This window comes from Arthrobacter sp. 10N418, from assembly GCF_056394725.1.
Map to the genome: position 1 here is coordinate 43,370 of NZ_JBFTIK010000020.1, position 25,899 is coordinate 69,268.

General features: G+C 63.3%; 24 protein-coding genes. 17 read left to right on the forward strand and 7 right to left on the reverse strand.

Translation table 11 applies throughout. From position 1 onward, the window contains the following. Positions 1 to 40 precede the first annotated feature (40 nt). The 3 genes from AC1DCZ_RS15390 to AC1DCZ_RS15400 all read left to right on the forward strand — a co-directional run bounded on the left by AC1DCZ_RS15390 (position 41) and on the right by AC1DCZ_RS15400 (position 6,386). Positions 41 to 385 carry a TnpV protein gene (locus AC1DCZ_RS15390; protein ID WP_476975358.1) on the forward strand — a complete coding sequence of 115 codons (345 nt, stop codon included), beginning with the start codon at positions 41 to 43 and terminating at the stop codon, positions 383 to 385. A gap of 98 nt (positions 386 to 483) precedes the next feature. Next, positions 484 to 5,436 (forward strand): helicase-related protein, encoded by a 4,953-nt coding sequence (locus tag AC1DCZ_RS15395; protein WP_476975359.1) that lies wholly within the window; start codon positions 484 to 486, stop codon positions 5,434 to 5,436. Positions 5,437 to 5,468: 32 nt separating this feature from the next. Continuing rightward, positions 5,469 to 6,386 carry a GNAT family N-acetyltransferase gene (locus tag AC1DCZ_RS15400; RefSeq protein WP_476975360.1) on the forward strand — a complete coding sequence of 306 codons (918 nt, stop codon included), beginning with the start codon at positions 5,469 to 5,471 and terminating at the stop codon, positions 6,384 to 6,386. 56 nt (positions 6,387 to 6,442) lie between these two features. On the opposite strand, the gene AC1DCZ_RS15405 is transcribed toward AC1DCZ_RS15400, so the two are convergent. Further along, a complete protein-coding gene (locus AC1DCZ_RS15405) occupies positions 6,443 to 7,048 on the reverse strand; it encodes a recombinase family protein (RefSeq protein WP_476975361.1) in 606 nt (201 codons plus the stop codon). A 350-nt stretch (positions 7,049 to 7,398) separates the two neighbouring features. Here AC1DCZ_RS15405 and AC1DCZ_RS15410 point away from each other — a divergent pair, with 350 nt between their 5' ends. From AC1DCZ_RS15410 to AC1DCZ_RS15435, 6 genes are all read left to right on the forward strand, one after another. Beyond that, positions 7,399 to 7,725, forward strand: a complete 327-nt coding sequence (locus tag AC1DCZ_RS15410; protein WP_476975362.1) for an ArsR/SmtB family transcription factor — start codon at positions 7,399 to 7,401, stop codon at positions 7,723 to 7,725. Further along, entirely contained in the window at positions 7,722 to 8,492 is a 771-nt protein-coding gene (locus AC1DCZ_RS15415; protein WP_476975363.1) for a cation efflux transmembrane domain-containing protein, read from the forward strand. Before AC1DCZ_RS15410 ends, AC1DCZ_RS15415 begins: the two co-directional genes overlap by 4 nt. After that, positions 8,489 to 9,406 carry a cation diffusion facilitator family transporter gene (locus tag AC1DCZ_RS15420; RefSeq protein WP_476975364.1) on the forward strand — a complete coding sequence of 306 codons (918 nt, stop codon included), beginning with the start codon at positions 8,489 to 8,491 and terminating at the stop codon, positions 9,404 to 9,406. Before AC1DCZ_RS15415 ends, AC1DCZ_RS15420 begins: the two co-directional genes overlap by 4 nt. Further along, positions 9,406 to 10,095, forward strand: a complete 690-nt coding sequence (locus AC1DCZ_RS15425; RefSeq protein WP_476975365.1) for a DsbA family protein — start codon at positions 9,406 to 9,408, stop codon at positions 10,093 to 10,095. The genes AC1DCZ_RS15420 and AC1DCZ_RS15425 overlap by 1 nt, the downstream gene beginning before the upstream one ends. A gap of 77 nt (positions 10,096 to 10,172) precedes the next feature. Next, entirely contained in the window at positions 10,173 to 10,781 is a 609-nt protein-coding gene (locus AC1DCZ_RS15430) for a hypothetical protein (protein ID WP_476975366.1), read from the forward strand. Positions 10,782 to 10,932: 151 nt separating this feature from the next. Continuing rightward, positions 10,933 to 11,547 (forward strand): copper resistance CopC family protein, encoded by a 615-nt coding sequence (locus AC1DCZ_RS15435; protein ID WP_476975367.1) that lies wholly within the window; start codon positions 10,933 to 10,935, stop codon positions 11,545 to 11,547. A gap of 101 nt (positions 11,548 to 11,648) precedes the next feature. Here the strand turns inward: AC1DCZ_RS15435 and AC1DCZ_RS15440 are convergent, their stop codons facing one another. Next, positions 11,649 to 12,107, reverse strand: coding sequence for a hypothetical protein (locus tag AC1DCZ_RS15440; protein ID WP_476975368.1), 459 nt, complete (start codon positions 12,105 to 12,107; stop codon positions 11,649 to 11,651). A 322-nt stretch (positions 12,108 to 12,429) separates the two neighbouring features. Here AC1DCZ_RS15440 and AC1DCZ_RS15445 point away from each other — a divergent pair, with 322 nt between their 5' ends. The 8 genes from AC1DCZ_RS15445 to AC1DCZ_RS15480 all read left to right on the forward strand — a co-directional run bounded on the left by AC1DCZ_RS15445 (position 12,430) and on the right by AC1DCZ_RS15480 (position 22,413). Beyond that, positions 12,430 to 13,041, forward strand: coding sequence for a recombinase family protein (locus AC1DCZ_RS15445; protein WP_476975369.1), 612 nt, complete (start codon positions 12,430 to 12,432; stop codon positions 13,039 to 13,041). Positions 13,042 to 13,329: 288 nt separating this feature from the next. Further along, a complete protein-coding gene (locus tag AC1DCZ_RS15450) occupies positions 13,330 to 13,839 on the forward strand; it encodes a hypothetical protein (protein WP_476975370.1) in 510 nt (169 codons plus the stop codon). Between the two features lie 338 nt (positions 13,840 to 14,177). Beyond that, the gene (locus tag AC1DCZ_RS15455; RefSeq protein WP_476975371.1) at positions 14,178 to 14,768 is read left to right on the forward strand and encodes a restriction endonuclease subunit S domain-containing protein; all 591 of its coding nucleotides are present in this window, start codon (positions 14,178 to 14,180) and stop codon (positions 14,766 to 14,768) included. Beyond that, positions 14,765 to 16,318 carry a type I restriction-modification system subunit M gene (locus AC1DCZ_RS15460; RefSeq protein WP_476975372.1) on the forward strand — a complete coding sequence of 518 codons (1,554 nt, stop codon included), beginning with the start codon at positions 14,765 to 14,767 and terminating at the stop codon, positions 16,316 to 16,318. The genes AC1DCZ_RS15455 and AC1DCZ_RS15460 overlap by 4 nt, the downstream gene beginning before the upstream one ends. Beyond that, on the forward strand, positions 16,311 to 17,573 hold the full coding sequence (locus AC1DCZ_RS15465) for a restriction endonuclease subunit S (RefSeq protein ID WP_476975373.1): 1,263 nt from the start codon (positions 16,311 to 16,313) through the stop codon (positions 17,571 to 17,573). The genes AC1DCZ_RS15460 and AC1DCZ_RS15465 overlap by 8 nt, the downstream gene beginning before the upstream one ends. After that, positions 17,563 to 20,700: a type I restriction endonuclease subunit R gene (locus AC1DCZ_RS15470; protein ID WP_476975374.1), complete on the forward strand. Its 3,138-nt coding sequence runs from the start codon at positions 17,563 to 17,565 to the stop codon at positions 20,698 to 20,700. The genes AC1DCZ_RS15465 and AC1DCZ_RS15470 overlap by 11 nt, the downstream gene beginning before the upstream one ends. Beyond that, positions 20,697 to 21,443: a M48 family metallopeptidase gene (locus AC1DCZ_RS15475; RefSeq protein WP_476975375.1), complete on the forward strand. Its 747-nt coding sequence runs from the start codon at positions 20,697 to 20,699 to the stop codon at positions 21,441 to 21,443. The genes AC1DCZ_RS15470 and AC1DCZ_RS15475 overlap by 4 nt, the downstream gene beginning before the upstream one ends. Before the next feature lie 265 nt (positions 21,444 to 21,708). Then, positions 21,709 to 22,413, forward strand: a complete 705-nt coding sequence (locus tag AC1DCZ_RS15480) for an SOS response-associated peptidase (RefSeq protein WP_476975376.1) — start codon at positions 21,709 to 21,711, stop codon at positions 22,411 to 22,413. On the opposite strand, the gene AC1DCZ_RS15485 is transcribed toward AC1DCZ_RS15480, so the two are convergent. Genes AC1DCZ_RS15485 through AC1DCZ_RS15505 form a run of 5 tightly spaced genes read right to left on the reverse strand, consistent with a single transcriptional unit; the run spans position 22,414 to position 25,851 of the window. After that, positions 22,414 to 23,457, reverse strand: a complete 1,044-nt coding sequence (locus AC1DCZ_RS15485) for an ATP-dependent DNA ligase (protein ID WP_476975377.1) — start codon at positions 23,455 to 23,457, stop codon at positions 22,414 to 22,416. Between the two features lie 10 nt (positions 23,458 to 23,467). Further along, complete coding sequence (locus AC1DCZ_RS15490; protein ID WP_476975378.1) at positions 23,468 to 23,752, reverse strand: hypothetical protein; 285 nt, start codon at positions 23,750 to 23,752, stop codon at positions 23,468 to 23,470. A 43-nt stretch (positions 23,753 to 23,795) separates the two neighbouring features. Beyond that, positions 23,796 to 24,170 carry a hypothetical protein gene (locus AC1DCZ_RS15495; RefSeq protein WP_476975379.1) on the reverse strand — a complete coding sequence of 125 codons (375 nt, stop codon included), beginning with the start codon at positions 24,168 to 24,170 and terminating at the stop codon, positions 23,796 to 23,798. Further along, a complete protein-coding gene (locus tag AC1DCZ_RS15500; protein ID WP_476975380.1) occupies positions 24,167 to 24,508 on the reverse strand; it encodes a hypothetical protein in 342 nt (113 codons plus the stop codon). Before AC1DCZ_RS15500 ends, AC1DCZ_RS15495 begins: the two co-directional genes overlap by 4 nt. Before the next feature lie 44 nt (positions 24,509 to 24,552). Beyond that, entirely contained in the window at positions 24,553 to 25,851 is a 1,299-nt protein-coding gene (locus tag AC1DCZ_RS15505; protein WP_476975381.1) for a Y-family DNA polymerase, read from the reverse strand. Positions 25,852 to 25,899 lie beyond the last annotated feature (48 nt).

A 25,899-nucleotide genomic window follows, 5' to 3' on the forward strand; every position in this document is an offset into this window, starting at 1 on the left:
AGCTTTGAGGCTTTGTGGGCGGCACCAGAGGAGGATCGTGATGAACAAGTACGGCAGGCAGGCTCAGGAAGCCTGGAAAGCAGCAAGTCCGACGCGCTACAGCCAGATCCAGGACCCGGAGGACTTCTTCACCAAGCTGGGGGAGGAAGCCCAGGAACAGGTGGACGGGCTGCTGCTGAAGATCGCAGGACCGGACCCGCAGGGGGAGGGCTATCTGGAGAAGGTCGGCCGGTTGAACGCGGCACGGAACCAGGCCGAGGAGATCGTCCGTTACGACCTGCTCTCGCCACCGGAGACGGAGGACGAGGAGGAGTACGTGAACCCGAGTATCCAGGAACACCTGGAGTTTATGGCCGAGGTGCAGAAGCTCAGGGAACAACTCTAGACACCGATCCCGACAGGTTCCGCCCCTCATCCCAGGACGACCTGGCACCATCGGGTGCCCGAAGCCGTATCCGGGCGAACCTGGCAGCCCTTGAAGTATTGCGGACGCTGCAGAGCGAGGACCGCCAGGCCACGGAGGCCGAGAAAGCGTCACTGGCACGGTGGGGGAGTTGGGGAGCCCAGGGCGTCTTCCAGATCTTCGATGAGTCCCGGGATGAATATGCCGGGGACCGTGAGCATCTTCGCAGCCTCCTGAGCGAGGTGGAATACGATGCGGCCCGCAGGACCACGATCAACGCCCACTACACGGACGCCGCCTACGTGCAGGCCATGTGGTCCACCGTCCAAGAGCTTGGCTTCACCGGGGGCACTGTCCTGGAACCGGGGTCAGGTGTGGGCACCTTCATGGGCTTCGCCCCCGACGCCGCCGAGATGACCGGTGTGGAGCTGGATCCGACCACCGCGGCCATCTCCCAGGCCCTCTATCCCGAGGCCATCGTCCGGGCTGAGTCCTTTGCCGATACCAAGCTGCCGACCGGTCACTTCGACCTGGCTATCGGCAACGTGCCGTTCGCGAACGTCACCCTGCACGATCCCCGCCACAACGCCGGCGGCCACTCAATCCACAACCACTTCATCCTCAAGTCCCTGGAACTGACCCGCCCCGGCGGCATGGTCGCCGTGCTGACGTCCAGCTTCACCCTCGACGGAACGAACCCCTCAGCCCGCCGGGAAATGAACCAGCTGGCTGACCTCGTGGGCGCCGTACGGCTGCCCACCGGCTCACACCGCAAGGCAGCCGGCACCGATGCCATGACGGACCTGCTGATCTTCCGCCGCCGGGAACCCGGGCAGGATCCGGCCTCCACCGTCTGGGAAACCGTCACCGCCCGCCAGATCGACGGAACCATCACCCGCCTGAACTCCTACTTCGATGAATACCCCGAACGGCTCCTGGGCGAGCTGCACGTCAGCCACGGCATGTACGGGGCCGAAACCCTGCAGCTGACCACCGATGACCTTTCGACCGTCCCGGAACGGCTGAATGCAGCCCTGGCCGACGTCGTACGCGAGGCCCGGACCGCCGGGATGGTGATGACCGGGCGGACCGCTGACCAGGAGCGCCAGCGGGCCGCCTTTGTTCCGGCGGCCGCCCACGAGTGGGACGGCCACATCAGCGCCGCCGACAACGGCTTCACCGTTGTCGAAAAAGGCTCACACACCGAACTCGCCGTGCCCAAGACCCAGGCCGCTGAACTCCGGGCCCTGCTGGGGCTGCGCGACAGCGCCCGTCAGCTGCTCACCGCAGAGGCCGAAAGCCGCGAGGACACCGCCGGCATTGATGGACTCCGTGAGGAACTGAAGAACGCCTACGGCCAGTACGCGGAAACCTACGGGCCGATCAACCGCTATACGCTCCGGAACACAGGGCGCGTGGATGAAGAGACGCAGGAGCCCATCCGGGCCCGCATGACGCCCAAGGCAGTCACTATCGTCTCCCGTGACCCGTTCGGTCCTCTGGTGATGGCGTTGGAGAACTTCGATGAAGCCACGCAGACAGCTTCACCGGCTGCCCTGCTTTCGACCCGTCAGGTCCAGCCGCGCCGCCCGGTCCTTGGCGTGGACACCGCAGAAGAAGCCCTCACCGTCACCCTCGATACCGTGGGCGAGGTTGACCTGGACTACGCAGCGTCCCTGTTGGGCATCAGCGCTGAGGACGCCCGGGCCGCCCTGGGGGAGAGCATCTACCAGATCCCCGGCGCCGAGGAGACCTTCCAGACCCGGGCCGAATACCTGTCCGGGAACGTGCGGGAGAAGCTGGAAGTGGCCCAGGCGGCCGCGCTCTCCGATGACCGGTTCGCCGTCAACGTCCGGGATCTCGCCTCGGCCATGCCGGAACCGCTGCGCATGGATGAGGTGGAAGCGCGCCTCGGTGCGGTCTGGATCGACGCCGGCACGCACCAGGAGTTTGTCCGGGAAATCCTGAACGATCCCTACGCCACGGTCTCCAACGCGGCCGGCTCCATGTGGGACGTCAAAGCCAACCGCCACACCCTGGCCGCCACCAGCAACTGGGGCACGCAGCGGATGCCGGCCTCCGATGTCCTCAAACAGGTCCTGGAGCAGCGCCCCGTGCGGGTCACGGACGAAGGCGAGGACAAGCGCCGCATCCTGAACCCCACCGAAACCGCAGCGGCCCAGGAAAAAGCCCAGCTGTTGCAGGAGCGTTTCAGCGAATGGGTGTGGGAGGAACCCGAACGGGCCACCCGTCTCATTGACGAGTACAACCGCCGCTTCAATTCCATCGTGCTGCGCGACTACAGCACCGAGGGGGAGCGGCTGACCCTGCCGGGAATGGCAAAGGACTTCTCCCCGCGCCCGCACCAGCGCGCGGCCGTGGCCCGGATGCTCTCCGAGCCTGCCGTGGGCTTGTTCCACCAGGTCGGCGCGGGAAAGACCGCCGAGATGGTCATGGGCGTGATGGAGCTGCGCCGTCTGGGTATGGTCAACAAGCCCGCCGTCGTGATCCCCAACCACATGCTCGAACAGTTCGCCCGCGAATGGCTGCAGATCTACCCGCAGGCCCGTATCCTCGCAGCATCCTCGAGTGACCTTGCCGGGGATAAGCGCCGGCAGTTCGTGGCCCGCGCGGCCGCCAACGAGTGGGACGCCGTGGTGATGACCCGCACCGCGTTTCAGCGCGTGAGCCTCAGCCCAGAAGCTGAAGCCTCGTACATGAGGGCCGAAGTCGCCCAGGTGCGGGCCGAGCTGGAAGCAGTCAGGGACAGCGGCCAGGACAACGGACAGCCCAGCGCGAGCATCGTCAAACGGCTCGAAAAGGTGGTCCTGGGACGGGAAGAACGCCTCAAAGCCAAGCTCGATACCCCCGCCGATCCGGGAATCAGCTTCGAGGAAACCGGCATTGACTACCTCGTGGTGGACGAGCTGCACGACTACAAGAACCTGGAGACGCCCAGCAACATCCCCGGCGCCGGAATCCAGGGCTCCAACCGTGCATCTGACCTGCACATGAAGACAGAGTTCCTGCGCCAGCGCGAGGGCCGGCGCGTGATCACCGGAGCCACAGCGACACCCATCGCCAACTCCGTCACGGAAATGTACGTCATGCAGCGCTACCTGCGCCCGGACCTGCTCCAGGCTGCAGGAATCCAGGACTTCAACACCTGGGCAGCGACCTTCGGGCAGGTTGTCGAGGAAATGGAACTCTCCGTTGCCGGCGGTGACCGGTTCAAACTCAAGAGCCGGTTCGCGAAATTCCAGAACGTCCCCGAGCTGTTGAAAATGTTCCACACCTTCGCGGACGTGAAGACCGCGGAGGACTTGAAGCTCCCCGTCCCGGTCCTCGCCGCACGGGCCGGGGACGGGCTGCGGCAGCCGAACATGCTCACCGTGGAACCCAGCCCCGAACTGCGCGAGTACATCCAGGACATCGGTCAGCGGGTGGACCGCATCCAGCAAAAGCTCGTGGACGCCGAGGAAGACAACATGCTCAAAGTCTCCTCGGACGGCCGCAAGGCCGCCCTGGACATGAGACTCGTTGACCCCGCACTGTCCCAGCAGGGTCCCACCAAGATCAGCGCCACCGCTGACCTGCTGGCCAGCGTGTACGAAGAGCACAAGGACCGCATCTACACCGACCCGAAAACCGGGGAACCGGACCCCATGCCCGGAGCCCTGCAGCTGGTGTTCTGCGACTTCGGCACACCCTCTGACCGGTGGAACGTCTACGGCGAGCTCAAAGACCAGCTACGCCGCCGCGGCGTGCCCGAACACCTGGTCCGGTTCATCCACGAAGCCAAGAACGACACCGAGAAAGGCCGGCTCTTTGCCGCCGCCCGCTCCGGCCAGATCGCCGTGCTGATGGGATCGACCTCGAAAATGGGTGTCGGCACCAACATTCAAAAACGCGCCGTGCACCTGGTGGACATGGACGCCCCCTGGCGGCCCTCCGACGTCGAGCAACGCCACGGCCGCATTCTGCGCCAAGGCAACCAGAACCCCGAGGTCCGCATCTCCCAGGTGGTCACCAAGGAATCCTTCGATTCCTTCATGTGGCAGGGACTCGAACGAAAGTCCCGGTTCATCAACCAGATCATGCGCGGGCGCCTGGACGTGCGCGAAATCGAAGACATCGGGGACAACACCCTGAACTTCGCCCAGGCCAAAGCCATCACCAGCGGCAACCCGCTGGTGCTGGAGAAGGCCGTCGCCGACCAGGAACTGGCCCGCCTGAGCCGCCTGGACCGGGCCTACAACCGGAACATGGTTGCTGTCGCCCACACCAAACGCGGCGAACAATCGGCGGCCGACGCCGCCGCCCAGGACCTGCCTTTGATTCAGGCAGCAGCGGCGCGGACCCTCGACACTACGGCGGATGCCTTCAAAGCCACCATCGACGGCAAATCCCTCGACAACCGCGGGGACGCGGCCGAAGCACTCCGGGCATGGGCCGGCAAACACGGCCACCGGCTCATGAACCTCTACGGCTACGACGAGCTCGGAACCATCGCCACCCTCGGCGGCCACGAACTCCGCGCCCGCCTCATGCCGGCCCGGGACCTCGACAAGGCAACCGTCGAAGTGCGCATCGAAGGAGTGCCCAGGGCAACCACACAAATAGCCCGCCGCAGCCTCCTATCCGCCGACTTAGGCACCATCCGGCAGCTCGAAAACAGGGTCTCATCGCTCCCAAAGCTGGCGGCCGACGTAGAAGCACGACGGCAGGAAGCACTCACCCATATTGAACAGGCAGACAAGGCTCTGGCAGAACCTTTCAAGCACGCCGACGCGCTCACCGCCGCCCAAGTAGACTCGGCGAGAATCAACCAACTCATGGCCGACGCAGCAAAACCGGAAGAGCCGGCACAGCCCGGACCCGAGGTCGAAATCGACCCTCGCATGGCAAAGATGCAACGGCTCATGAACGCTTCATTCCCTCCACAATCAGGCCAAGCGGCCGCCGCGGCCACAGCCGCCCAACCCCGGACCCCGGAGCAGCGCCGCCAGCAACAACCCGAACACGGGCGATAAAGCTTTCGTCCCACACCGAGAAAGAATTGCAGATGACTACCAGACCAAACGTTGGCTTCCGTGCCATGCGTAAAGAGGACGTTAGAGACGTTCTGAAGCTTACGTATGAGGCCTTCCCCTTCGAAGAAGCTAACGACCTTGCAAAGATGGGGTCACGGGACGCTACCGTCAAGCGGTACGAGGCCATCGTCGGGGCATTTACGACTGTCGGTTCCAGACACATCGTGGCGGTGGACAAGAAGGACAAAGTACTGGGCTTTGTCGCGGTGAGGCCACTCGACAATGAACAAGGTCGAGTCAGTACGTCAGTCCTTACGATGCCGCGGATTGCTGTTGCAAAAAACAGCAGAGGAAGAGGGATCGGGCAGAAGCTTCTAACCAAAATGCTCGCCTTCGCGGCAAACCAAGGCTACGGAGAGGTAATGGCATCCGTCCCGGCGGGCCTCTCCCAGTGGTACACGGAGGCGGGCTGGAAAGTGTCGCCTCCTGATCATGTCTACGCTTTACTCGAGCAGCCTCACGAAGGTGACGATCAGTTTCTTCATGAGAAACCTCCAGAGGCTTTGCAGGGGAAATTCTCCCCAATTCACACGCAAGAACCCGGCCCCATCGAACATGGTTACACGCTCATCGCCAGGGCTGCCACTGGTGGCGAATCGAAATTCATCACGAGCTGGGTATACCCCGCGGGTGGGGATGGGTTTCGTAGCCTGTGGGACCTAGTAATCAGCGACCTAGGCCTGGTAGCTGAAATTCCGTTGATGACCTCCCTCTTTCTGGGCGAATTCGCCAGCAAATACGACGGTGTGCCCCAGCAAGACATGATGGCGTTTATGGCCATGTTCCAGGCGAAGATGAACCAATCTGGTTCCGGCGCCGACTCTGTAGTAGGCGGCGGTTCCGACAAGGATGCGGAAGACGCCAAACTCGGTCAGCTGCTCAATGAATGAGCAGCGCCACGGCCGGGGCGGCGAGGTAAGTCACGGTCAAGCTCAGGGTCCCCGGTTCATCGATCCTTGTAGGTTCCTGCGCCGCTGATGGGTGAGCGTGCCGGCAGGTGCCGGTACAAGGTGGTGCGTTTCAGTCCGGTCTTGGCGGTGATTTCCCGGATGGAGGAACCATTGGCCCGGAGCAGGGCAGCGTGTTCGAGCGTGTCAGCATCGACTACGGATGGCCGCCCGGTGCGCCTGCCATTCGCGGTGGCTACAGCCCGGGCGTGTGCGGCGCGTTCAGCGGCGTAGGTGCGTTCCATCTGTCCGAAGAGGGCCAGCATGAGAAACGCCAACTGGCTCATGGGCCCGTCCGGCTCGGCGGTATCGATGGAAAGGGGATCGGCCAGAGTCCGCACACCGATGCCGCGTTCTTTGAGGTCGTGGACCAGGTTTAGTGTGTCCCGTACGGTCCGGCCCAGCCGGTCCAGGGTGTGGACCACGAGCACGTCTCCCGCTCGGGCGTGGGTCAAAGCCGCCTGGAGGCCTGGGCGGGCCGTGGAGGCTCCGGACTTTTTGTCCACATGGATGTGGGCGGGATCAACGCCGGCGATGGCTAGTGCGTCCAGCTGTCGGGTCAGATCTTGTTTCGCTGTTGAGACCCGCGCATATCCAATGTCCATCTGTGCACCGTACCGAAAGTTGCACTTGTGACGGGAGATTGTGGCGAGATTTTTGGGATAACTTAAGGGACACGCAGGTTACGCGGGATTCCGCGGTTGATGTCATTTTCAGAAGTCGCCTGCACCGGATGTCAGAAGTCGTCTGCACTGGGTGGGTGCAGGTCGCGAGGGAGGTGTGCCCGTGCCCGAAATTGCGGATTCTGACGGCAGCGGACCTCTGCTGAGCTTTTGACGTGCCGCCGCGGAGACTCGACCGATGAAACTCGCGCGGGGGCGGGCGTCTTTGACTCTGGTCCGACGAGGATAGGTACAGAATTGCTTGGATACATCCTGCGCTGTACTTTGAAGTTATGGAAACACTCACCCATGCTCCGGTGCTGGCGCGGTTCGGCTACGCGGTCTCTGATCCCACCCGTGCGCGGATTCTTTTGGCTCTCGCGGATGCGCCCGCCTACCCGTCGGATCTGGCTGATTCTCTTGGCGTATCGCGGCAGAGCATCTCCAACCACTTGACGTGTCTTCGCGGCTGCGGCCTCGTCGTGTCTGTTCCGGACGGCCGGCGGAGCCGGTACGAGCTCGCCGACGCCCGGCTGGGCCACGCGATCGGTGACCTGCTCGGCGTCGTGCTGGCCGTGGACCCGTCCTGCTGCGCAGCGGACGGGACGTGCCTGACGTGAGCACCTCCCAACTCGCACCCGCCCCGGCCCGCCGCGCCGTTCTGAGCCGCCGAATCCGGCTGTTTGCCGCCGCGACCATCACCTACAACGTCGTGGAAGCCATCGTTGCCCTCTGGGCCGGCGGCGTCGCGGACTCGTCGGCACTGATCGGGTTCGGACTGGATTCAGTGATCGAGGTCGCCTCGGCCCTCGCCCTGTCGTGGCAGTTCTCCGCCAAAGATCCCGAGCGGCGCGAACACCTGACGCTGCGGATCATCGCCGTCTCCTTCTTCGCCCTCGCGGCGTTCGTCTCCGCCGATGCCATCCGGTCGCTGACCGGCGGCGGCGAGGCGCAGCACTCCACTCCCGGCATCATCATCGCAGCCCTGAGCCTGGCCATCATGCCCGTCCTGTCCTGGCTCCAGCGCCGTGCCGGCCGCGAGCTCGGATCCCGGACCGCGGTTGCCGATTCCAAACAGACCCTGTTGTGCACCTACCTATCGGCCGTCCTGCTCGTAGGCCTGGTCCTCAACAGCACCCTCGGGTGGTGGTGGGCCGACGCGGCCGCTGCCCTGGTCATCGCCGTCATCGCCGTCCGTGAAGGCATCGGCGCCTGGCAGGGCGACGTGTGCTGCACCGTCCCCCACGCCGCGGAGGCGCCCGGCACCGAAAGAGCTGACCCGGCTGTAACTCCGACCGACGGATGCTGCGAAGGGTGCGGGCCCGGGCCTGCACCCGGTCAGCAGAGCATCACGTTGACCAGCGCCCGCCCGGACCACCACGCATGAGCGGGCACGACCACGACCACGGCTCGGCCGCGGCGGGAAACCGCAGCAAACTGATCCTCGTCTTCGCCATCACCTTCACCGTCATGATCGCCGAGATCGTCGGCTCGGTCCTCACCGGCAGCCTGGCGCTTCTGGCCGATGCCGGCCACATGTTCACCGACTCGACCGGGCTGCTCATCGCTCTGATCGCCGCCTCGCTGGCCCTGAAACCGGCCACAGCCAAACGGACGTGGGGGTACAAGCGCGCCGAGATCATCGCCGCGGCCGGGCAGGCTGCCCTGCTGCTGGGCGTCGGCGGCTTCGTCATCATCGAAGGCATCCGCCGCCTCATCGAGCCTCCCGAAATCGGCGGGTCAACGATGCTGTGGTTCGGCATCATCGGCCTCGCCGGCAACGCCGCCGGACTGATCGTTCTGGCCTCGGGCCGGAACCACAACTTCAATATGAAGGCCGCCTTCCTGGAGGTGCTCAACGACGCCCTCGGCTCCGTGGCCGTCATCGTGGCCGCCATCATCATCGCCGTCACCGGCTGGGTCCAGGCCGACGCCGTCGTGTCCATCCTGATCGGCGTCCTGATCATTCCCCGCACGCTGAAGCTGCTCCGCGACACCGTCAACGTGCTCATGGAAAACGCCCCCCAGGGCCTGGACATGGCCCAGGTCCGGGAACACATCCTCGGGGTGCCGCACGTCATCGACGTCCATGACCTGCACGCGTCTCTGGTTGCCTCGGGCACAGCCGTCCTCTCCGCCCACGTCACCGTCGAAGACACCTGCATGACCGACGGTCACGCCGCCGCCATCCTGGCGGACCTGCAAAAATGCGTGGCCGAACACTTCGACGTCAGCGTCGAACACTCCACCTTCCAGATCGAACCCGCCGCCCACCGCGACCAGGAAAGCATTCACCACTGATGACACAAACCACGACAGCCCCCGCACCACCGGACCCGGCGAAAAAGGTCCGCCTGGTCCTCTGGATTCTCCTGGGAGTTATCGTCGCCGCCGGCGTGATCTGGTACGCGGTCTTCACCGCCGCTAAGCCGGCGCCGTCGGCGCCGCAGCCGGTAGCCGACGCGCAACTGGTCCGCGAGGACAGCCACCGCGTCACCACACCCGCCACAGAGAAAGCCCAGCTGGTCGAGTTCCTGGACTTCGAATGTGAATCCTGCCGCGCGGCGCAGCCGCTCGTGGAGGACCTAAAGCAGGAATTCGGCGACCGGATCACCTTCATCAACCGGTATTTCCCGCTTCCCGGGCACCGGAACTCCGGAACCGCGGCCCTGGCCGTGGAAGCCGCCGCGCAGCAGGGCAAGTACGAGCAGATGTACACCAAAATGTTCGACACTCAGCCGCAATGGGGCGAAAAGCAGGACTCCCAGGCACCCCTGTTCAGAACCTACGCGCAGGAAATGGGCCTGGACCTGGCCAAGTACGACGCCGCCGTAGCGGACGAAAAAACCATTGACCGGATCCGCAAAGACGTCGCCGACGGCAAAGCGCTCGGAGTGACCGGAACCCCGACCTTCTTCCTCAACGGCCAAAAGCTGACACTCAGCACCGAGGCGGACTTCCGGCAGAAACTCACCGACGCCGCCGAATAGCCGCCCCACGGCCGGGACTCTGCTGATCCACTACCCTCGATAAGCACCCCGCCCCCGACGGAAAGGAGCGGCGCACCATGATGCGAGACCCTGCGCCGTTCCGGCTGCCGCGCAGCGCCGCGGTCGCTGCTGTCATCCTCACCCTGGCCGCCGGTGCCCACACGGGCGCCGGCGGCCAGCTCCCGCCCGCGCCCATAATGGCTGCCTGCACGGCCCTGGTTCTGCTCGGCGTCGTCCTGGTGACCAGGTGGAAACTGACGGCCACGGCGCTGGCCGGGATTCTCTCCGCTGGACAGTGGATGCTGCACGCGGCATTCTCCGCCCTGTCCGAAACCGTCCCCGCCGGTCCAGCCTCGGTACCTCATCTGCACACAGCCGCAACAGCCATTGCCCGGGAGACCGCGGCTCATGAGCTGCCGCACAGCCACATGCCTGCGGACCTTGATCCGCCCATGCTCGGCGTCCACGTCCTGGCCACCCTAGTCACGGCGGTACTACTGGCCAGGGGCGAGGCGGCGCTGTGGGCACTGGCCTCTTGGCTGCGGCCTCTAGCCGGGATCCCGGATGTACCGATCCTGGCCACGTCGCCGACGATCCCACCTGTTCCCCGCCGCGCCCTGGCCCGCCGGTGGCGGGCCCTCCGCCGGCATCCCCTGCGGGGTCCACCGGCGGCTGCCCGCCTCTGACGGCACCGCCAATCCCGCGGCCCGCTCTGCCACACCCGCTCGTGCCTCCGGGCATCCCGGGCGCTACAGGGCAGACAGGCCAGCGTCGGCCGGTGCACGTGATGCGGATCTGCAGCCCAGACCCACCTCTTACGCGAAAGAACAACACCATATGCGCGCACGATTCTCTTTCAAGACCCGCCTCCGGCTGGCGGCCATTGCAGCAATCCTGATCCCCGCTGCCACGGCCGCCTCCCCAGCCCTGGCGCACGACTCACTCTCATCATCCAGCCCGGCTCCGGACGCCGTCATCACCCAAGCCCCGGCGACCGTGTCCCTGACACTGTCCGAGCCGCCGGCGGACTCCAAGAACCTGAACCTCAGCACCATCACCGTCACCGACGGCGGCGGCAAGACCGTCAGCGACGGCAACGTGATCGTCTACGGACCCACACTGTCCACCAAGCTCGCCGAGGGAGCCCCTGGCACGTACAAGGTGCTGTGGCGGGCGGTCTCCTCCGACGGGCACCCGATCGAGGGAAACTACACCTTCACCGTCGAGGCGCAGGCCGGACAAACGGCCACCCCATCGGCTTCAACGGCTCCGGCAGCTGCGCCGTTGGCATCCCCGGCTGCGTCACCGGCCGCGTCCGTGGCCGCGGAGCGCGCCGCGGGTCCTAATAACGACGGCGCCCCTCTGGTTCTGGGGATCGCGGCAGTAATTCTTGCCGCGGCGATCGGCACAGGACTGGTCCTGCGCAACAGGCGAAAGAACACCGGCGCCTGACTCCCTGCGCCTGGCAGCCCGGCGACCGGGCCGGGCTGCCAGACGCAGACTCCGGCAGCCCCGCCGGATACTTCACTCGAGGCCGGACAGGCAGTGAACGCTTAGACCTTCGCGGTCCGCCGACCTTTGGCCCGGACTGCGCGCAGACTCATGGCAACGACGGTAGCGACGGCCATCGCCCCGAAACACACCAGTCCGGCCGTAAACAATGCCGGGGCGAATGCGGGTGCCTGGGCGGCCGCATCCGCGGCAGCGATGAGGGAACCCCAGTAGGCCGCTGTGGCAGCAAGCCAGAGCACTCCTGCGGCCGTGGCAATCCAGGACCAGCGGGAAAACCACGGACCGTCAGCGCTGTAGGAAAGCGCCGCGGCAACCATGATGACACCCGCGACGGCCAGAAGCTGGCCGCCAAGAATATAGGGGCCGGCAACAAGACCGACGGGAACGCACAGGCCCCCGATCATGACCAGACGCCGGGCCCCAAGAGGCATCCCGCCCGTCGGTACCGATGCGGCGGGTGCCGGTCCGGTTGCTTTCGGGGTGTCCTGTTCGGCTGTCATTGCATTCCCTGTTCCTCGTGCGAGCCTGTTCGGCCCGGCCACGACACATACATTGAGGTTCCCGGCAGTCCGGAAGATGTCTCTGGCCGCCGCTGGCGGCCCCCAAAAACAGTACAGGAATCGATGGATCCCGCCGCTCCCAGTGCAGCTGCATCTACTTCGTGGTTGTGGACATCCAACAATGACCCACTTCCTAGGAAGTGGAACGCCCAGGCTTGCCCCTTCGAAAAATAGGGACACACCCCGATTTTTCGTTCCACAACTATCTTCTTTAAGACGTCCCATTTGGAGCGTGCAGGATAAGTATCGATACAGTGGTTCCATGGAAATTGGCTACGCCCGCGTCTCGACCGCGAAACAGGACCTCGACCGGCAGATCGACGCACTCCGCGGTGAGGGCATCCCGGACCGGCACATCTACGTGGACAAGAAGTCCGGATCCACTACAAACCGACCCGGACTGCATGAAGCCCTCGACCAGGCACGCGATGGAGACGTTATCGTGGTGCACACCCTGGACCGGTTGGGCCGTACCGTCCGGGACACCCTGAACCTCATCCACGATCTGGCGGGCCGCGGCGTCGGGGTCCGGAACCTGGCTGATCCGATCCGGGTTGATTCCGCCAATACAGAGGATCCCATGTCCCAGCTGGCAGTCGTGATGCTCGCGCTCTTCGGCCAAATGGAACGAACCTACGCGATCGAACGCGCAGCTCACGCGCGTGCCGTTGCTGTTGCTAAAGGCAAAAGGATCGGCCGGCCCAGCGTGATCGATCCAGCGAAGCTTGCCTATGCCGCCCACCTTCGCGACCAGGAAAACCAGTCCATCTCCGAGATCGTCCAAGCCACGGGTATCACCCGCTCCAGCCTCTACCGTTACCTGCCGCCCCGTCCGCCGGAGACGCTGACCGCCGAGACCCAGCCGAACGCCTAAAAGTCCCCAACGTCGGTGACGGTTCGTGCAGACGACTTCTGAAAAACTGACTGTTGGTGCAGAGGACTATTGAGCAGAATGCAGTTCCGTGCAGGGCACTTCTGACATGTCAATGTCCATACTCGTCTGCACTACCCCGGAATTCAGCGGGCGCCTGTGCAGACGACTTCTGAAAACGACAGTTGAGTCCGGCGAGCGAGTGTCCCGCCGAGGGTGTCCCAGTTCCAAGGAACTGGGACGCGCACTCAAACTGATGCATCCGCGCTTGCCGCTATGAAATATTGAGGCATGGGAAATACCGCCGCGTACTTGCTCGTCCTAGGCGAGCGTGAAGCAATCCTCTGGGTGCTCCTGAATGAGCGGATGGCGTTTCCATCCACGCCCCGACGGGAGGTCTCTGCATTGCAGCCAGGGGATGAGCTCGTCTTGCTGACGACGCGAGGTGCCTATCACAATCCAACTAGGGGCCGGACTAGGGTCATCGGCACCGCAACCGTGCAGAGCAAGGTCACTCAGCTAAACCCGCCAGTGGAAATTGCGGGCCGTACGTTCGCGAGCGGCTGCCAGATAAAGCTTGAGACCTTGGCTCCCTACTCAACCGGGGCGGAAATAGGGCCACTGGCTCCTCAGCTTCACGCACTGCGCGGACAGAAGAACTGGGGCATGCTGCTTCGTAAGCCGCTCGTGCCTATCGATGATTCAGACGTCATCCTCCTAAAGCGCGAGCTGCAGGGGCACCTTCGTGCGTTGGACGAGTCTTTACTGACCTACAGCAGCAGGATCAAGATGTCATCCTAGGCCTGCGCTTACCCGCGGCGAACCAGCATTTCTGGCTCCAGATGAAGTCTTGGGAGTTGGGATTTACAGATCACATCGTACGGGCGATGAGGCCGCTGGAACGTATCGATGCGGGGCGGGTTCCGAGAGATTGGCTCCGGGCCACCTCGTTCTGCCGTTCGTTTAGACCAGCGGCCGATGCCCCGTCATCACCCGCCTGGGTGGGAGCGCTAAGCATGTTCATCTGATAACTCACCTCTCATGCACTTAGCAGCCTGGGAACTTCGCATTATTCAGTAGGTGAGCTACTGAAAATAATGTGTATACTCCTTCAGTAGTTAGAATACTGAAGGGAAATTATGCTGCTGTCTGATGTGGCGCGGATCAGCTCGGGACTAACCGTGCGCGAACGCCTTGATGCGAGCCCCGGTGGGGTGTTGGCAATTCAGATGGCAGACCTCTCCCTTGGTAGGGACCTGAAGGTGCGTGGCATGGCACGGATCCCCTCTCCGCATCCCCGCTATTTGGTCTCCCGCGGCGATGTCCTCCTTCGTTCGCGTGGCCAAGCGACAACCGCGTGGGCCGTCCCGGAAGACCTGGCGGAGCCAGCCGTAGCTGTCATGCCACTGTTCATCATCCGGCCGAGCACCGACATTTACGATCCGGATTTCCTCGAATGGTGGCTAAACCAGCCGGATGCGCAGACGCACCTGCGGCGCGCCGCGCAGGGGCAGACCATTCAGATGGTATCTAAGGCGACGCTTGAGTCGGTCCCCCTGCAGCTGCCGTCGCTTGGGCAACAGCGCCTCATAGCCGACGCCGCACACATCGCCACCCAGGAAGCACAGCTCATGCACCGCCTGGCGGAGTGTCAGCACACGCTTCGACAAGCCCAGTTGACCGCCGTTGCCCTTTCGGGGCAGACCCACACGAAAGCAGGCCGCAAATGACCGAGCTGCAAAGCCTCCGCCTCCCGAACCGCGTGAAGGACCAAGTCACCCAGGACCAGATCAACAATGCCGCTTGGGCGGCCTGTGACACCTTCCGTGGCGTGATTGATGCCACGCAGTACAAGGACTACATCCTGGTGATGCTGTTCGTGAAGTACATCTCCGATGTCTGGACCGAACACGAGGAGAAGTACCAGAAGCAGTTTGAGGGCAACCCTGAGCGGGTGGAGTCATTGCTGAAGCGCGAGCGGTTCCCGCTGCATAAGACGTCAACGTTCAACCACCTGTACGCCAACCGGAACGCTGACAACATCGGCGAGCTGATCAACGTTGCGCTGGAAGCAATCGAGGAGGACAACCGGGCAAAGCTTGCGGGTGTGTTCCGGAACATTGACTTCAACTCCGAGGCGAACCTGGGCCAGCCCAAGGACCGAAACCGGCGCCTGAAGAACCTGCTGGAGGACTTCGCCAAGCCGGAACTGGACCTTCGCCCTTCGCGGGTGAGCGATGACATCATCGGCGAAACCTACATCTACCTGATCTCGCGTTTCGCCTCGGACGCCGGCAAGAAGGCGGGGGAGTTCTACACGCCGCGCTCGGTGTCTGAGTTGTTGGCCCGTCTTGCTGCGCCCCAGGAGGAAAGCAGCATCTACGATCCAGCGTGTGGATCGGGCTCGCTGCTCATCCAGACCGCTGCCCAGGTGGGAAGCAACAACTACGAGCTTTTTGGCCAGGAGGTCAACGGCTCCACGTGGGCGCTGGCACGCATGAATATGTTCATGCACGCCAATGACAGTGCGCACATCGAGTGGGGCGATACCCTCAACGACCCTAAGCTGTTGGAGGGCGATCAGCTCAAACAGTTCGACGTGGTGGTGGCCAATCCGCCGTTCTCCCTGGACAAGTGGGGAGCCGAGCTTGCGGAGTCGGACCGGTGGGGCCGGTTCTGGCGTGGTGTCCCGCCTAAGAGTAAGGGCGACTACGCGTTTATTTCGCACATGATCGAATCAGCACGACGGCGGACGGGCCGGGTTGCGGTGATTGTTCCGCACGGCGTGTTGTTCCGGGCTGGTTCCGAAGGGCGCATCAGGAAGTCGTTGATCGAAGAGAACCTGCTGGACACGGTGGTCGGTTTGCCAGCGAATCTGTTCACCACGACCGGCATTCCCGTAGCCATCCTGATCTTCGACCGTTCGCGCGAAAAGGGCGGAGCCAACGAGGGTCGCGACGACGTCCTGTTCATTGATGCCAGCCGGGACTTCACTCCGGCCAAGGCGCAGAGCCTGCTGGACGAGGAACACATTGAGCGGATCGTTGAGACGTACCGCGCCCGTACCGAGGCAGAGCGGTACTCGCGCCTCGTGCCCAGAGATGAGATCAGCGAGAACGATTTTAACCTCAACATCCCGCGCTACATCGATACCTTCGAGGTCGAGACGGAAATTGATGTGGCCGCCTTACAGCGTGAAATCGAGCAGATTGAAGCTGAGCTGGTGGAAGTCCGTGCCCGCATGGTCGGCTACCTGAAGGAGCTGGGCCTCGATGACTGAACAAGCTGACACGACATGTGGGCTGGCTAAAGATACTGAGTGGTCGTTTGAACTCTTATCCAATTTAGGATTGCCCGGTCGTCCCGTTCTCAAAGCCGGACCCTTCGGCTCATCCGTCGTAAAAAGCTCCTATGCCGCATCGGGGCATAAGCTCTACGGCCAGCAAGAGGTCTTGGCGCGGCGTGTGGATGCCACCGACTACTACGTAACGAACGAGGTGTTTCGGCGCCATCTGAGTTGTTCGGTCCAGCCAGGTGATGTGCTGATCACGACTATGGGGACGGTGGGCCGGACTTTTGTCGTACCTTCGGGTGCCGAAGACGGCATCATCAACCCGCGATTGATGCGCATAGCAGTGGACCCTTCAAGGATTTCCCCAGACTTTCTCGACATATATCTCAGTAGTAGCAGCGTCCAGAAGCTGTTGGATCGGAGGGCTCACGGGGGGACCATGTCTGGGCTAAATTCCAGCAGCATTGGGTCAATTCGTGTTCCATTGCCGACCCTTCCAGAGCAGCGGAAGATCGTCGAAATTCTCCTCACTTGGGATGACGCGATCGAGCGTTCAGAAACCTTGATTCGGGCTGAGACCGAGTCATTTGGCGCGCTGCGTCGCCGGCTGTTCGTTTCCTGCGACCACGAAGTTCCATTGAGCGAGGTGTCGTCGCGCATCATGACGAAATCCGATGGGTCGTCACATACTGTCATGGCTATCTCCGCCAAGACGGGGTTTGTGGCGCAGGCTGATAAGTATCGCAGAGATATGGCTGGAGCGAGCCTCACAAACTACACGCTGCTTCGACGTGGTGAATTCGCGTACAACAAGGGCAACTCGCTTACCTATCCGCAAGGGTGTATCTACGCACTAAAGGTAGATACGGCGTTGGTGCCGAATGTCTACTACTCGTTCGCCCTGCGAGCGGACCTGAATAGCAGCTACTACGAGCATTTTTTCGCTTCAGGAGCACTCAACCGGCAGTTAGCTCAGAGGATCACATCAGGAGTTCGAGGGAACGGTCTGCTGAATCTCAGCGCTGACGAATTTTTCGGCGTCAAGGTTCCCGTTCCGAATCGGGCCACTCAGGACGGCGTCGCGGATGCTCTGAACATGGGAGCTCGAAAAATCGAACTGCTGCAGCGCAAAGCAGAGCTCCTCCGCACTCAGAAACGCGGACTCATGCAGAAACTACTCACAGGACAGCTGCGTGAAAATGTGGCTGCTGAGATCGAGCCAGGGAGACCAGATGATAACTGACGAAACCTTCGACGCTTCCGAGCTGAGCCAGTCGCAGGGCCCGGCCGTGCAGCTACTGGAAGCGCTTGGGTTCACCCAGTTGACGCCGGCCGAAGCATTGAAAGAGCGCGGCGGCAAGCGGAGCAATGTGCTGTTCCCCGGAATCCTGGCTGCGCAGATCCTCCAGATCAACCAGTTCACCCACAAGAAACGCCAGTACCCCTTTGACGTGGCGGACGCGGAAGAGGCCGTGCGTCGGCTCGAGCCGGGGCTCGAACAGGCTAAGGGATTGCAGGCGGCCAGCCTGGAAGTCTACGACCGCCTTATCCTAGGCACCACCATAACGAAGACCGTGGGCGGCGACAGCAAAAGCTATTCACTCCGCTACATCGACTGGCATACCCCCACCAACAACGTCTTCCACGTCACAACTGAAATGCGCGTAGAACGCACCGGAAGCAGCACAACCCAGCGGCTCGACGTCGTCGGCTATGTGAACGGCATCCCGTTTATCATCATCGAAAACAAGCGGCCCACGGAGGAACTCAAAAAGGCCGGCAGCCAGCTGATCAAGTACCAAAGCAGCGACCGTATCCCGCAACTGTTCCATTACGCCCAACTCCTGATCTCAGCCAACCGCCAGGAGGCTACGTATGCCACGGTTGGAACGCCGCGGAAGTTCTGGGCCAGCTGGCATGATGCCGAGGACACCGACGCAGACATCCGGCCGCTCATAGCTGAGCGCACCGTCAGCGAACAGGACCGGCTTCTCTATGCACTCTGCCGGCCCGAACGGCTCCTGGACCTTGTGCGCCGCTTCACGGTATTCGACGCCGGGGTCCGCAAGATCGCCAGGCACCAGCAATACTTCGCCGTGCGCAAAACCGTAGAACGCGTGCTGGCGGCCGGCCCGGAAGAACGCCGCAACGGCGGCGTCATCTGGCACACTCAGGGCTCGGGCAAATCACTCACTATGGTGATGCTCGGCAAAGCCCTGGCGCTGGACCCGCGGGTAACGAACCCGCGGATCATCATCGTCACGGACCGGGACGATCTGGACAAACAGATCCGCGACACTTTCCTTGCCTGCGAGCTGGACCCCGTCCGGGCCAATAGCGGCAAACATCTCGGCGAACTAGTGAGCGGCGGTGCACCCCTGATCACCACTCTCATCAACAAGTTCGACGGCGCAGCCAGCCGCGAAGATCGCGACGAGTCCCGCGACACCTTTGTCTTGGTCGACGAAAGCCACCGCAGCCAGACGGGCCGTTATGGTGGCTATGGCCAGTTCCATGTGGCGATGCGCCGCGTAATGCCAAACGCCTGCTATTTGGGTTTCACTGGAACGCCGCTTCTGAAACGGGAGCGGAACACCGCTAACACCTTTGGCGGGATCATCCACAGCTACACCATCGACGAAGCAGTACGCGACCGCTCCGTGGTGCCCATCCTGTACGAGGGCCGCCTGGTGGAGCAGCAAATCACCGCCGGTGTGATTGACGCCTGGTTCGAGAAAATTAGCGCCGGGCTGACGGACGAGCAAAAACGCGACCTCAAGCGGAAGTTCAGCCGCGCCGACGTCCTCGGAAAGACGGCCCAGGCCATCCGAGCCAAGGCCTTCGACATTTCCGAGCACTACCGACAAAGCTGGCAGGGCAGTGGATTCAAGGCACAGTTGGTGGCGCCCAACAAGGCCGCAGCTATCCGCTTCAAGCACGAACTCGACGAGATCGGCCACGTCACGAGCGAGGTGATCATCTCCCCGCCCGATGACGCGGAAGACCACGAAGAAGTGGATGCCGAGTCTAGGGAAAGCGTGCAGCGCTTCTGGAAATCGCAGATGGCCCGCTACGGCACCGAGGCCAACTACAACGAGCAACTCATCAAACAGTTCAAGGGATCAGGCGGCCCGGAGATCATCATTGTGGTGTCGAAGCTACTCACCGGCTTCGATGCCCCCCGCAATACCGTCCTCTACCTCTGCAAACCGCTGCGGGAACATACTTTGCTGCAGGCCGTGGCCCGAGTCAACAGGCTTTTCTCCGACGAGAAGGCCGAGAAACAGTTCGGCTACGTGGTGGACTACGAGGGCCTCCTCGGCGAGCTGGATCAGGCGCTCACGTCCTACAGCGCACTGGGCGACTTTAATTCCGAGGAGATCGCAGGGGCGGTAGTGGACATCCGCGAACAGATTCGCCTGCTCCCGGGACGGTGGAGCCACGTGTGGGATCTGTTCAACGCCATCGCCATGAAAGACGACATGGAGGCGTTGGAGCAGCATCTGTTTGATGAACCATTGCGGCACGAATTCTATGAGCGGCTCAAGACCTTCGGCCGCACCCTTCACTTGTCGCTGTCCAGCGACAAGCTACTCGATGTCATGACCCAGGCCGATGTTGACCGCTACCGGAACGACTACTCGCAGTTCACCGAACTCCGCCTGTCGGTGCAAATGCGCTACCAGGAGACAGTTGACCTTCGCGACTACGAACCACGCATTCGCCGCCTGCTCGATGATCATGTGACGGCCCTGCCGGCTGAGACGATTATTGAACAACTCAACATCAACGATCCCGCCGCGCTGAAGGCCGTCGTGGACGAGGACGGCACGACGCCCGGCTCCAAGGCGGACCGGATCGTCAGCGCCACCAGAAAGACCATCACCGAGCGCATGGACGAGGACCCTGCCTTCTACGCGCGGTTCTCGGAGCTGCTGCAGCAGGCAATTGACGAATACCGCCTTCGTCGGGACGGTGAAAGGTACCTTTTCCAGGCACGGGAAATAGCTGAACAGCTGGCCAGCGGTGACCGCGGTACGGCGCTTCCCTTCGCAGTGACGCACGATGACGATGCCGCTGCGATTTATGGTGCGCTCGGCAAGAGTTTTATCGAGTCTGCGCTCGAAGAATTCCTGGCCGTAACCGACGAGGAAAGAGCGGACACGGCAACGGCGGTGGTAGACATGGTTCGCGGTCGGATGGTGGTTAATTTCTGGACCAAGCCAAATGAGCAGAATGCCCTCGCCACGGAACTGGATGACTTTTTCTATGACTTTGGTGAACGCCGCGGCATCCAGATGAGACAGCCCATGGTGGACAGCCTCACAAGCGCAGTCCTCACGGTAGCAAGGGCGCGCTTCAGGAAATGATGCTGGAGCAGCGGCAGGTTGAATACGGAACTCACGTCATTGAGTACCATTTGGAGCGCCGGGAACGCGCCACGCTTGAGATCACGGTGGAGCCGAATGGGTTAGTTCGGGTCACCTCGCCAAGCAACGCGGCTGTGGAGGACATCGATGCCCGGGTCCGGAGACGCGCCCGGTGGATCCTTGCGCAACAGGCATCCTTCTCCAGGTTTCGTCCACACACCCCGCCGCGCATGTACGTCCCTGGCGAGACTCACCTCTACCTGGGCCGGCAGTACCGCATCCGGGTTGTCCCACCTGAACCGGGAAAGGGTGCGCCTACGGCGTCGGGCACTCCAAGCGTCAAGATGGTTCCAGGGTTTCTTGAGGTGCGTGGCGTCGACTTTCACGACACTGGAACCATTGAGAAGTACATCAAAGAGTGGTATCGGAAGCGGGCAAAAGTACAACTTCCCAGCCGTCTGGAGCTGAACAGGCAGCGATTCCCCGATCCACACGCCGTGCAACCAATGGCTCTAAGACTTCAACGTATGCCCACGCGTTGGGGCTCTACGTCACCGGCCGGCAGCCTCGTGTTGAACCCGGATCTCATCCGCGCGCCAATGGATTGCATTGATTACGTGGTCACCCACGAACTGTGTCACTTGCTGGTCCCGAACCACGGGAGGCAGTTCTTTGAACTTCAGTGCCTGGTGATGCCCGACTGGGAGCGGCGCAAGCAGCGGCTTGAAAAGGTTATGGCATAGGCGTCGAATATACGCCGCCCCGGCCGCGGGACTCCCGGCACATAGGAAAGCCCCTCGGTGGAGGGGCTTTCGCGGATGAAACAGTGGGTTGGTGGTGTTGGTCAGCGGTGATGTGCGCCCCCTTCCCGGACGTCGTGTCCGTCTGCCTGCATTCGATACCGCAAGACTTTAATAAATGATCCGCGGATCGTCCAGCCGCGGTGCAGCGTGTCGTGCCGCACCCGGTTCGCCTCACGTTGAATGCGGCGTGGGGCACAATGAATCCATGTGCGGCAGATACGTGATGTCCAAGGCCACCGGGGATCTCCTGAGCCAGTTTGAGGCTAAGGAGATCGAAGGCAGCCCGCCGCCGCCGAGCTGGAACGTCGCTCCGACCCAGGACGTGCCCATCATCGCGGAGCGCCTGGACGAAGGCTTCGTGGACCGGCGGTTATTGATCGCCCGCTGGGGTCTGGTTCCGTCCTGGGCCAAGGACCTCAAGATCGGTTCGAAGCTGATCAACGCCCGCAGCGAATCGATCCTGGACAAGCCATCGTTCCGCAAGGCCGCCGTCAAACGCCGTGCCCTGATCCCGGCGGAGGGATATTACGAGTGGCAGAAGACCGAGGACGGGAAGAAGATCCCGAATTACCTCTACTCCGAAAAGGAGAATGTGCTCGCCTTCGCCGGACTGTATGAGTTCTGGCCGGACCCGTCCCTTCCCGAAGATGACCCGAACCGGTGGCTGCTCAGCTGCACCGTTCTGACGACGACAGCCCACGATTCTCTCGGCCACGTCCATGACAGGGCTCCCGTCATCATCCCGCCGAGTATGTATGCCCGGTGGCTGGACCCGGACACGACGGACAAGGAACAGGTGCAGGAGATGCTCGATGCCATCCCTGAACCGGTTCTGACGCCCCGGGTGGTCACCGACCGGGTCAACAGCGTGCGGAACAACGGCCCGGAACTTATCGAGCCCGCCCCCTGATCACTGCTCTGCAGCGGACGCTGGCGCCCGGCCATACGGACGCAGCATTTCTGGCAGGACGATGTCCGCGGGGGACAGTTCCGGCCTGGCACGGAGGACGCGGAGTGGGTGGCGGAAGGACCTGCCGGACCAGGCCGTATCGGCGGAGACTTCCACAGCCACAGGTTCGACCAACGTCAGCGCGACGGGTTCCTTGTCGCGGTTGAACCGGTCCAGGGCGGTGCCCTTCACGGTCGTGGGCCAGGGGTGGGCGCCGCGGGGAGGTTGCAGCCACCGCGCCAGTTCCCGCGCAGCTGCCGTCTTCAATGGTGTGGATCTGCCGACGATCCGCAGCTCCCCGTCCAGGACCAGCCCGGCCACGACCTCCCGGGGTTCGGTGATCGGCCCGATGACTGCTCCGCAGATGATTTCCAGGGTTTCGCGGTGCTTGAGTTTCAGCCAGGAACGGGCACCTGGGGTGTAGGGCTGGTCGCTGCCTTTGATGACAAGGCCCTCAATCCCGGTGTGGGGCAGCTCGTCAAACCACCTGGCCGCCTCGTCCGGGTCGGTGGTGGCGGGGGAGAGCGACAGCGGAGGCGCCCACCCGCGGGCCAGTTCTCCCAGGAGCGCCCGCCGCTCACTGAACGGCAGCGCCCTCGCATCATGTCCGGCCACGGCCAGAACATCGAAGGCGACGTAACTGGCCGGAGTCTGCCGAACCAGTCCGGGGAGGGTCTTGGAGCCGGCGCCCAGGCGGTGCTGCAAAGCGGAGAAATCCAGCATGCCCCCGGCCCAGATCACGGCTTCGCCGTCGACCACGCACCCGGGCGGGATCTCTGATGCGAGGGCTGCAGTGAGTTCGGGGAAGTACCCGGACAGCTGCTTGCCCTGCCTGGACCACAGGGTCACCCCGGTATCGTCGTGGATCGCGACGCAGCGGTACCCGTCCCATTTGGGCTCATAGGACAAACTCCCGGGCAACGCACCAGCTCGTGGCATCCTCGCCACGGCCCGGGCCAGCGCTACCTTCAGCGGCGGGACAAGGCCCGCCGGCAACCCGGACACGGACGGCGGTCTAGCTACCGCCATCGAGGCCTTCCAGCGCCTCTACCTCGGCGGCGTCCAGCAAGGCTGCCGAATCGTCGCCTGTGGCCCGGGCCAGGTCGTCCAGGGATTTGAAGTGGACCCTGGCGAGTGTGATGGCCACCAGCTCCAGGAAGGCGGTGCCGTTGCGTCGTTCCAGGCCGTCCAGATAGTCGAGCATGCGCCCTTCCAGGGCGCCGGGTCCTTCGGATTCTTCCGCGGCGAGCCGCGTCAGCGTCAGAGCCGCGAGGTCCGGGCTGTCGTAAATGAGTCCCATGGCCCAACGCTACCCACCCCGCCGGCGCGGTCAAGAGCCAGTGCTAGCGCCAGCGGTAGGATTCCAGCACACGAAGCAGGGGAGCGGGACCGCCTTTCAGCCGGTCCACGGGGCGTGCTCCGGCAAGGGCCCTGGAGGGGGTGACCATCCAGACCGTGAAGTAGTTGTGCGGGATCTGCAGCTCCATCGCACGTCCAAAGAGCGCAAGGACCTGCGGGCGGAGTTGTCCGCCGGGGAGGAACTGGAACCCCGGGCAGAAGGTGCCGTCGTCGATGAAGACGCGGACGAGCTGCTGCATGACCGGTTCGGGGCCTTCCATGAGCTCGGAGAGCCGGCGGTGCACCTGCTGCAGGCTCGGCAGCGTGAATTCCGCCCGAATCCCTGCCCACGTCTGATCGCCGATGGGTTGGCCGTTCACTCTTCTTCGGTTGTTTCGTCGGCGTCGCTGATGTTTTCCAGGAGCCAGTGCGTGGAGAGCGGTTCCCGGCGGAGCGTGGCGGTCCGGAGGGCGGAATGGGTGCCGGAGCGGACCTGAACCTGCCAGTATTCGATGCTGACCAGGTCGCCGCTGCCTACGGCTGCTGTGCGGCGGGTGTCCCACCAGGCGTCTCGTCCGTACCAGTGCCGGGATTCCGTGTCGGGATCGACAAGCCAGATCCGTCCGTCGTGCCGGATGGCGAGGGGTTTGCCTGCCGCGTCGAGTCGGACCAGTGTGTCGTGGGTCTGCGGGGCGGTGTCGGCGATGGCGGTGCTCATGGAGTGGTGTTCTTTCGTGGTGCGGTCGTGCTGGCGTGGTTGGGTTAGGCGGCTTTGACGAGGGGGAGTTCGTCCCAGTGGGTGGTGTAGCGGGGGGAGAGCATGTCCCGTTTCATGGTCCAGTCCGGTCCGCCCCGGATGCCGGCGTGGCCCAGGCCGATGGAGCCGCGCCCGTACCGGCGGGTGACGTCTTCCAGGAGGGTTCCGACGTGGCGTTCCTCGTGCGGGTTTTCGAACAGGGCCAGGGGTGCCTGGTTGCCGGTGGGCCGGAGGTCCGTGACCATGATGCCGGCCCGGGCGTACCGGATGCCCTCGCAGATGCGGGGGAGAAGTGCGTGGGCGGCCTTCGTGAGCAGCACGGGGTCTGCGGTGGGCATCGGCAGCGGCACGCACACCGAGGGGTAGGAGGTGTCTTTGGGGTTGAAGTGTGAGGTGCCGGCGAACGCGGTGAGGACTTTGGCCTGGAGTCCGTGTTTGGCCAGCCGTGCCGAGGCCTGCTGGCCGTAGACGCTCATGACCTGCCGGATCCCGGCGGCGGTGGTGACGGGCGTGGCGAAGGAGCGGGAGAAGATGAGCTGGTCCCGGCCGATCCGTTCTTCCTCCATCGGGATGCAAGCTGTGCCCTGCAGTTCCAGGACAGTGCGCATCATGACCACGGAGAAGCGGTCCCTGATCATCACAGGATCAGCCGAGGAAAGGTCAAAGATGGAATGGATCCCCAGGGTGTTGAGCCGTTTGGTCAGCCGGCTCGCGACACCCCAGATCTCGATCACCGACAGGCCGCGCATCAGGGATTCCCTGGACGCGGCGGGCACGGATTCCCAGTGGCAGACCCCGTCGAACGCCGGGTTGTTCTTGGCCCATTTGTTGGCCAGTTTCGCCAGCGTCTTCGTGGGCGCGATCCCCACGCAGACCGGAACCCCGACATTCCGCCGCACGGTGGCCTTCATGTCCCGGCCCAGGTCCAGGAGCTCGGCCGGGGTGCCTTTGACGCCGAGGAACGCCTCGTCGATGCTGTAGACCTCCAACCAGGCCGAGTACCGGCCCAGCAGCTCCATCACCCGGGCGCTGATATCGCCGTAGAGCTCGTAGTTACTCGACAGGGCCACCAGTCCCCACTCCTTGGCGCGCGGGGCGAGTTTGAACCACGGCTCACCCATGGGGATGCCGAGGGCCTTGGCCTCGGGGGACCGGGTGACGGCGCAGCCGTCGTTGTTGGACAAGACGATGACAGGCCGGCCCTCCAAGGACGGGTCGAATGCCCGCTCGGCCGAGGCATAGAAGCAGTTCACATCCACATGCGCGATCTGCGGCATATGCCGCATCACAGCCGGCTTAGACATGATGCAAGCACCGGGTCACGACGCCCCAAACGACCAGATCTGATAAGG

Excerpts from the sequence above, each read along its gene's own strand:
- AC1DCZ_RS15390 (WP_476975358.1), top strand. The coding sequence starts at position 41 with ATGAACAAGTACGGCAGGCAGGCTCAGGAAGCCTGGAAAGCAGCAAGT.
- AC1DCZ_RS15400 (WP_476975360.1), top strand. The coding sequence starts at position 5,469 with ATGACTACCAGACCAAACGTTGGCTTCCGTGCCATGCGTAAAGAGGAC.
- AC1DCZ_RS15405 (WP_476975361.1), bottom strand. The coding sequence starts at position 7,048 with ATGGACATTGGATATGCGCGGGTCTCAACAGCGAAACAAGATCTGACC.
- AC1DCZ_RS15410 (WP_476975362.1), top strand. The coding sequence starts at position 7,399 with ATGGAAACACTCACCCATGCTCCGGTGCTGGCGCGGTTCGGCTACGCG.
- AC1DCZ_RS15420 (WP_476975364.1), top strand. The coding sequence starts at position 8,489 with ATGAGCGGGCACGACCACGACCACGGCTCGGCCGCGGCGGGAAACCGC.
- AC1DCZ_RS15425 (WP_476975365.1), top strand. The coding sequence starts at position 9,406 with ATGACACAAACCACGACAGCCCCCGCACCACCGGACCCGGCGAAAAAG.
- AC1DCZ_RS15430 (WP_476975366.1), top strand. The coding sequence starts at position 10,173 with ATGATGCGAGACCCTGCGCCGTTCCGGCTGCCGCGCAGCGCCGCGGTC.
- AC1DCZ_RS15435 (WP_476975367.1), top strand. The coding sequence starts at position 10,933 with ATGCGCGCACGATTCTCTTTCAAGACCCGCCTCCGGCTGGCGGCCATT.
- AC1DCZ_RS15440 (WP_476975368.1), bottom strand. The coding sequence starts at position 12,107 with ATGACAGCCGAACAGGACACCCCGAAAGCAACCGGACCGGCACCCGCC.
- AC1DCZ_RS15445 (WP_476975369.1), top strand. The coding sequence starts at position 12,430 with ATGGAAATTGGCTACGCCCGCGTCTCGACCGCGAAACAGGACCTCGAC.
- AC1DCZ_RS15450 (WP_476975370.1), top strand. The coding sequence starts at position 13,330 with ATGGGAAATACCGCCGCGTACTTGCTCGTCCTAGGCGAGCGTGAAGCA.
- AC1DCZ_RS15455 (WP_476975371.1), top strand. The coding sequence starts at position 14,178 with ATGCTGCTGTCTGATGTGGCGCGGATCAGCTCGGGACTAACCGTGCGC.
- AC1DCZ_RS15460 (WP_476975372.1), top strand. The coding sequence starts at position 14,765 with ATGACCGAGCTGCAAAGCCTCCGCCTCCCGAACCGCGTGAAGGACCAA.
- AC1DCZ_RS15465 (WP_476975373.1), top strand. The coding sequence starts at position 16,311 with ATGACTGAACAAGCTGACACGACATGTGGGCTGGCTAAAGATACTGAG.
- AC1DCZ_RS15470 (WP_476975374.1), top strand. The coding sequence starts at position 17,563 with ATGATAACTGACGAAACCTTCGACGCTTCCGAGCTGAGCCAGTCGCAG.
- AC1DCZ_RS15475 (WP_476975375.1), top strand. The coding sequence starts at position 20,697 with ATGATGCTGGAGCAGCGGCAGGTTGAATACGGAACTCACGTCATTGAG.
- AC1DCZ_RS15480 (WP_476975376.1), top strand. The coding sequence starts at position 21,709 with ATGTGCGGCAGATACGTGATGTCCAAGGCCACCGGGGATCTCCTGAGC.
- AC1DCZ_RS15490 (WP_476975378.1), bottom strand. The coding sequence starts at position 23,752 with ATGGGACTCATTTACGACAGCCCGGACCTCGCGGCTCTGACGCTGACG.
- AC1DCZ_RS15500 (WP_476975380.1), bottom strand. The coding sequence starts at position 24,508 with ATGAGCACCGCCATCGCCGACACCGCCCCGCAGACCCACGACACACTG.
- AC1DCZ_RS15505 (WP_476975381.1), bottom strand. The coding sequence starts at position 25,851 with ATGTCTAAGCCGGCTGTGATGCGGCATATGCCGCAGATCGCGCATGTG.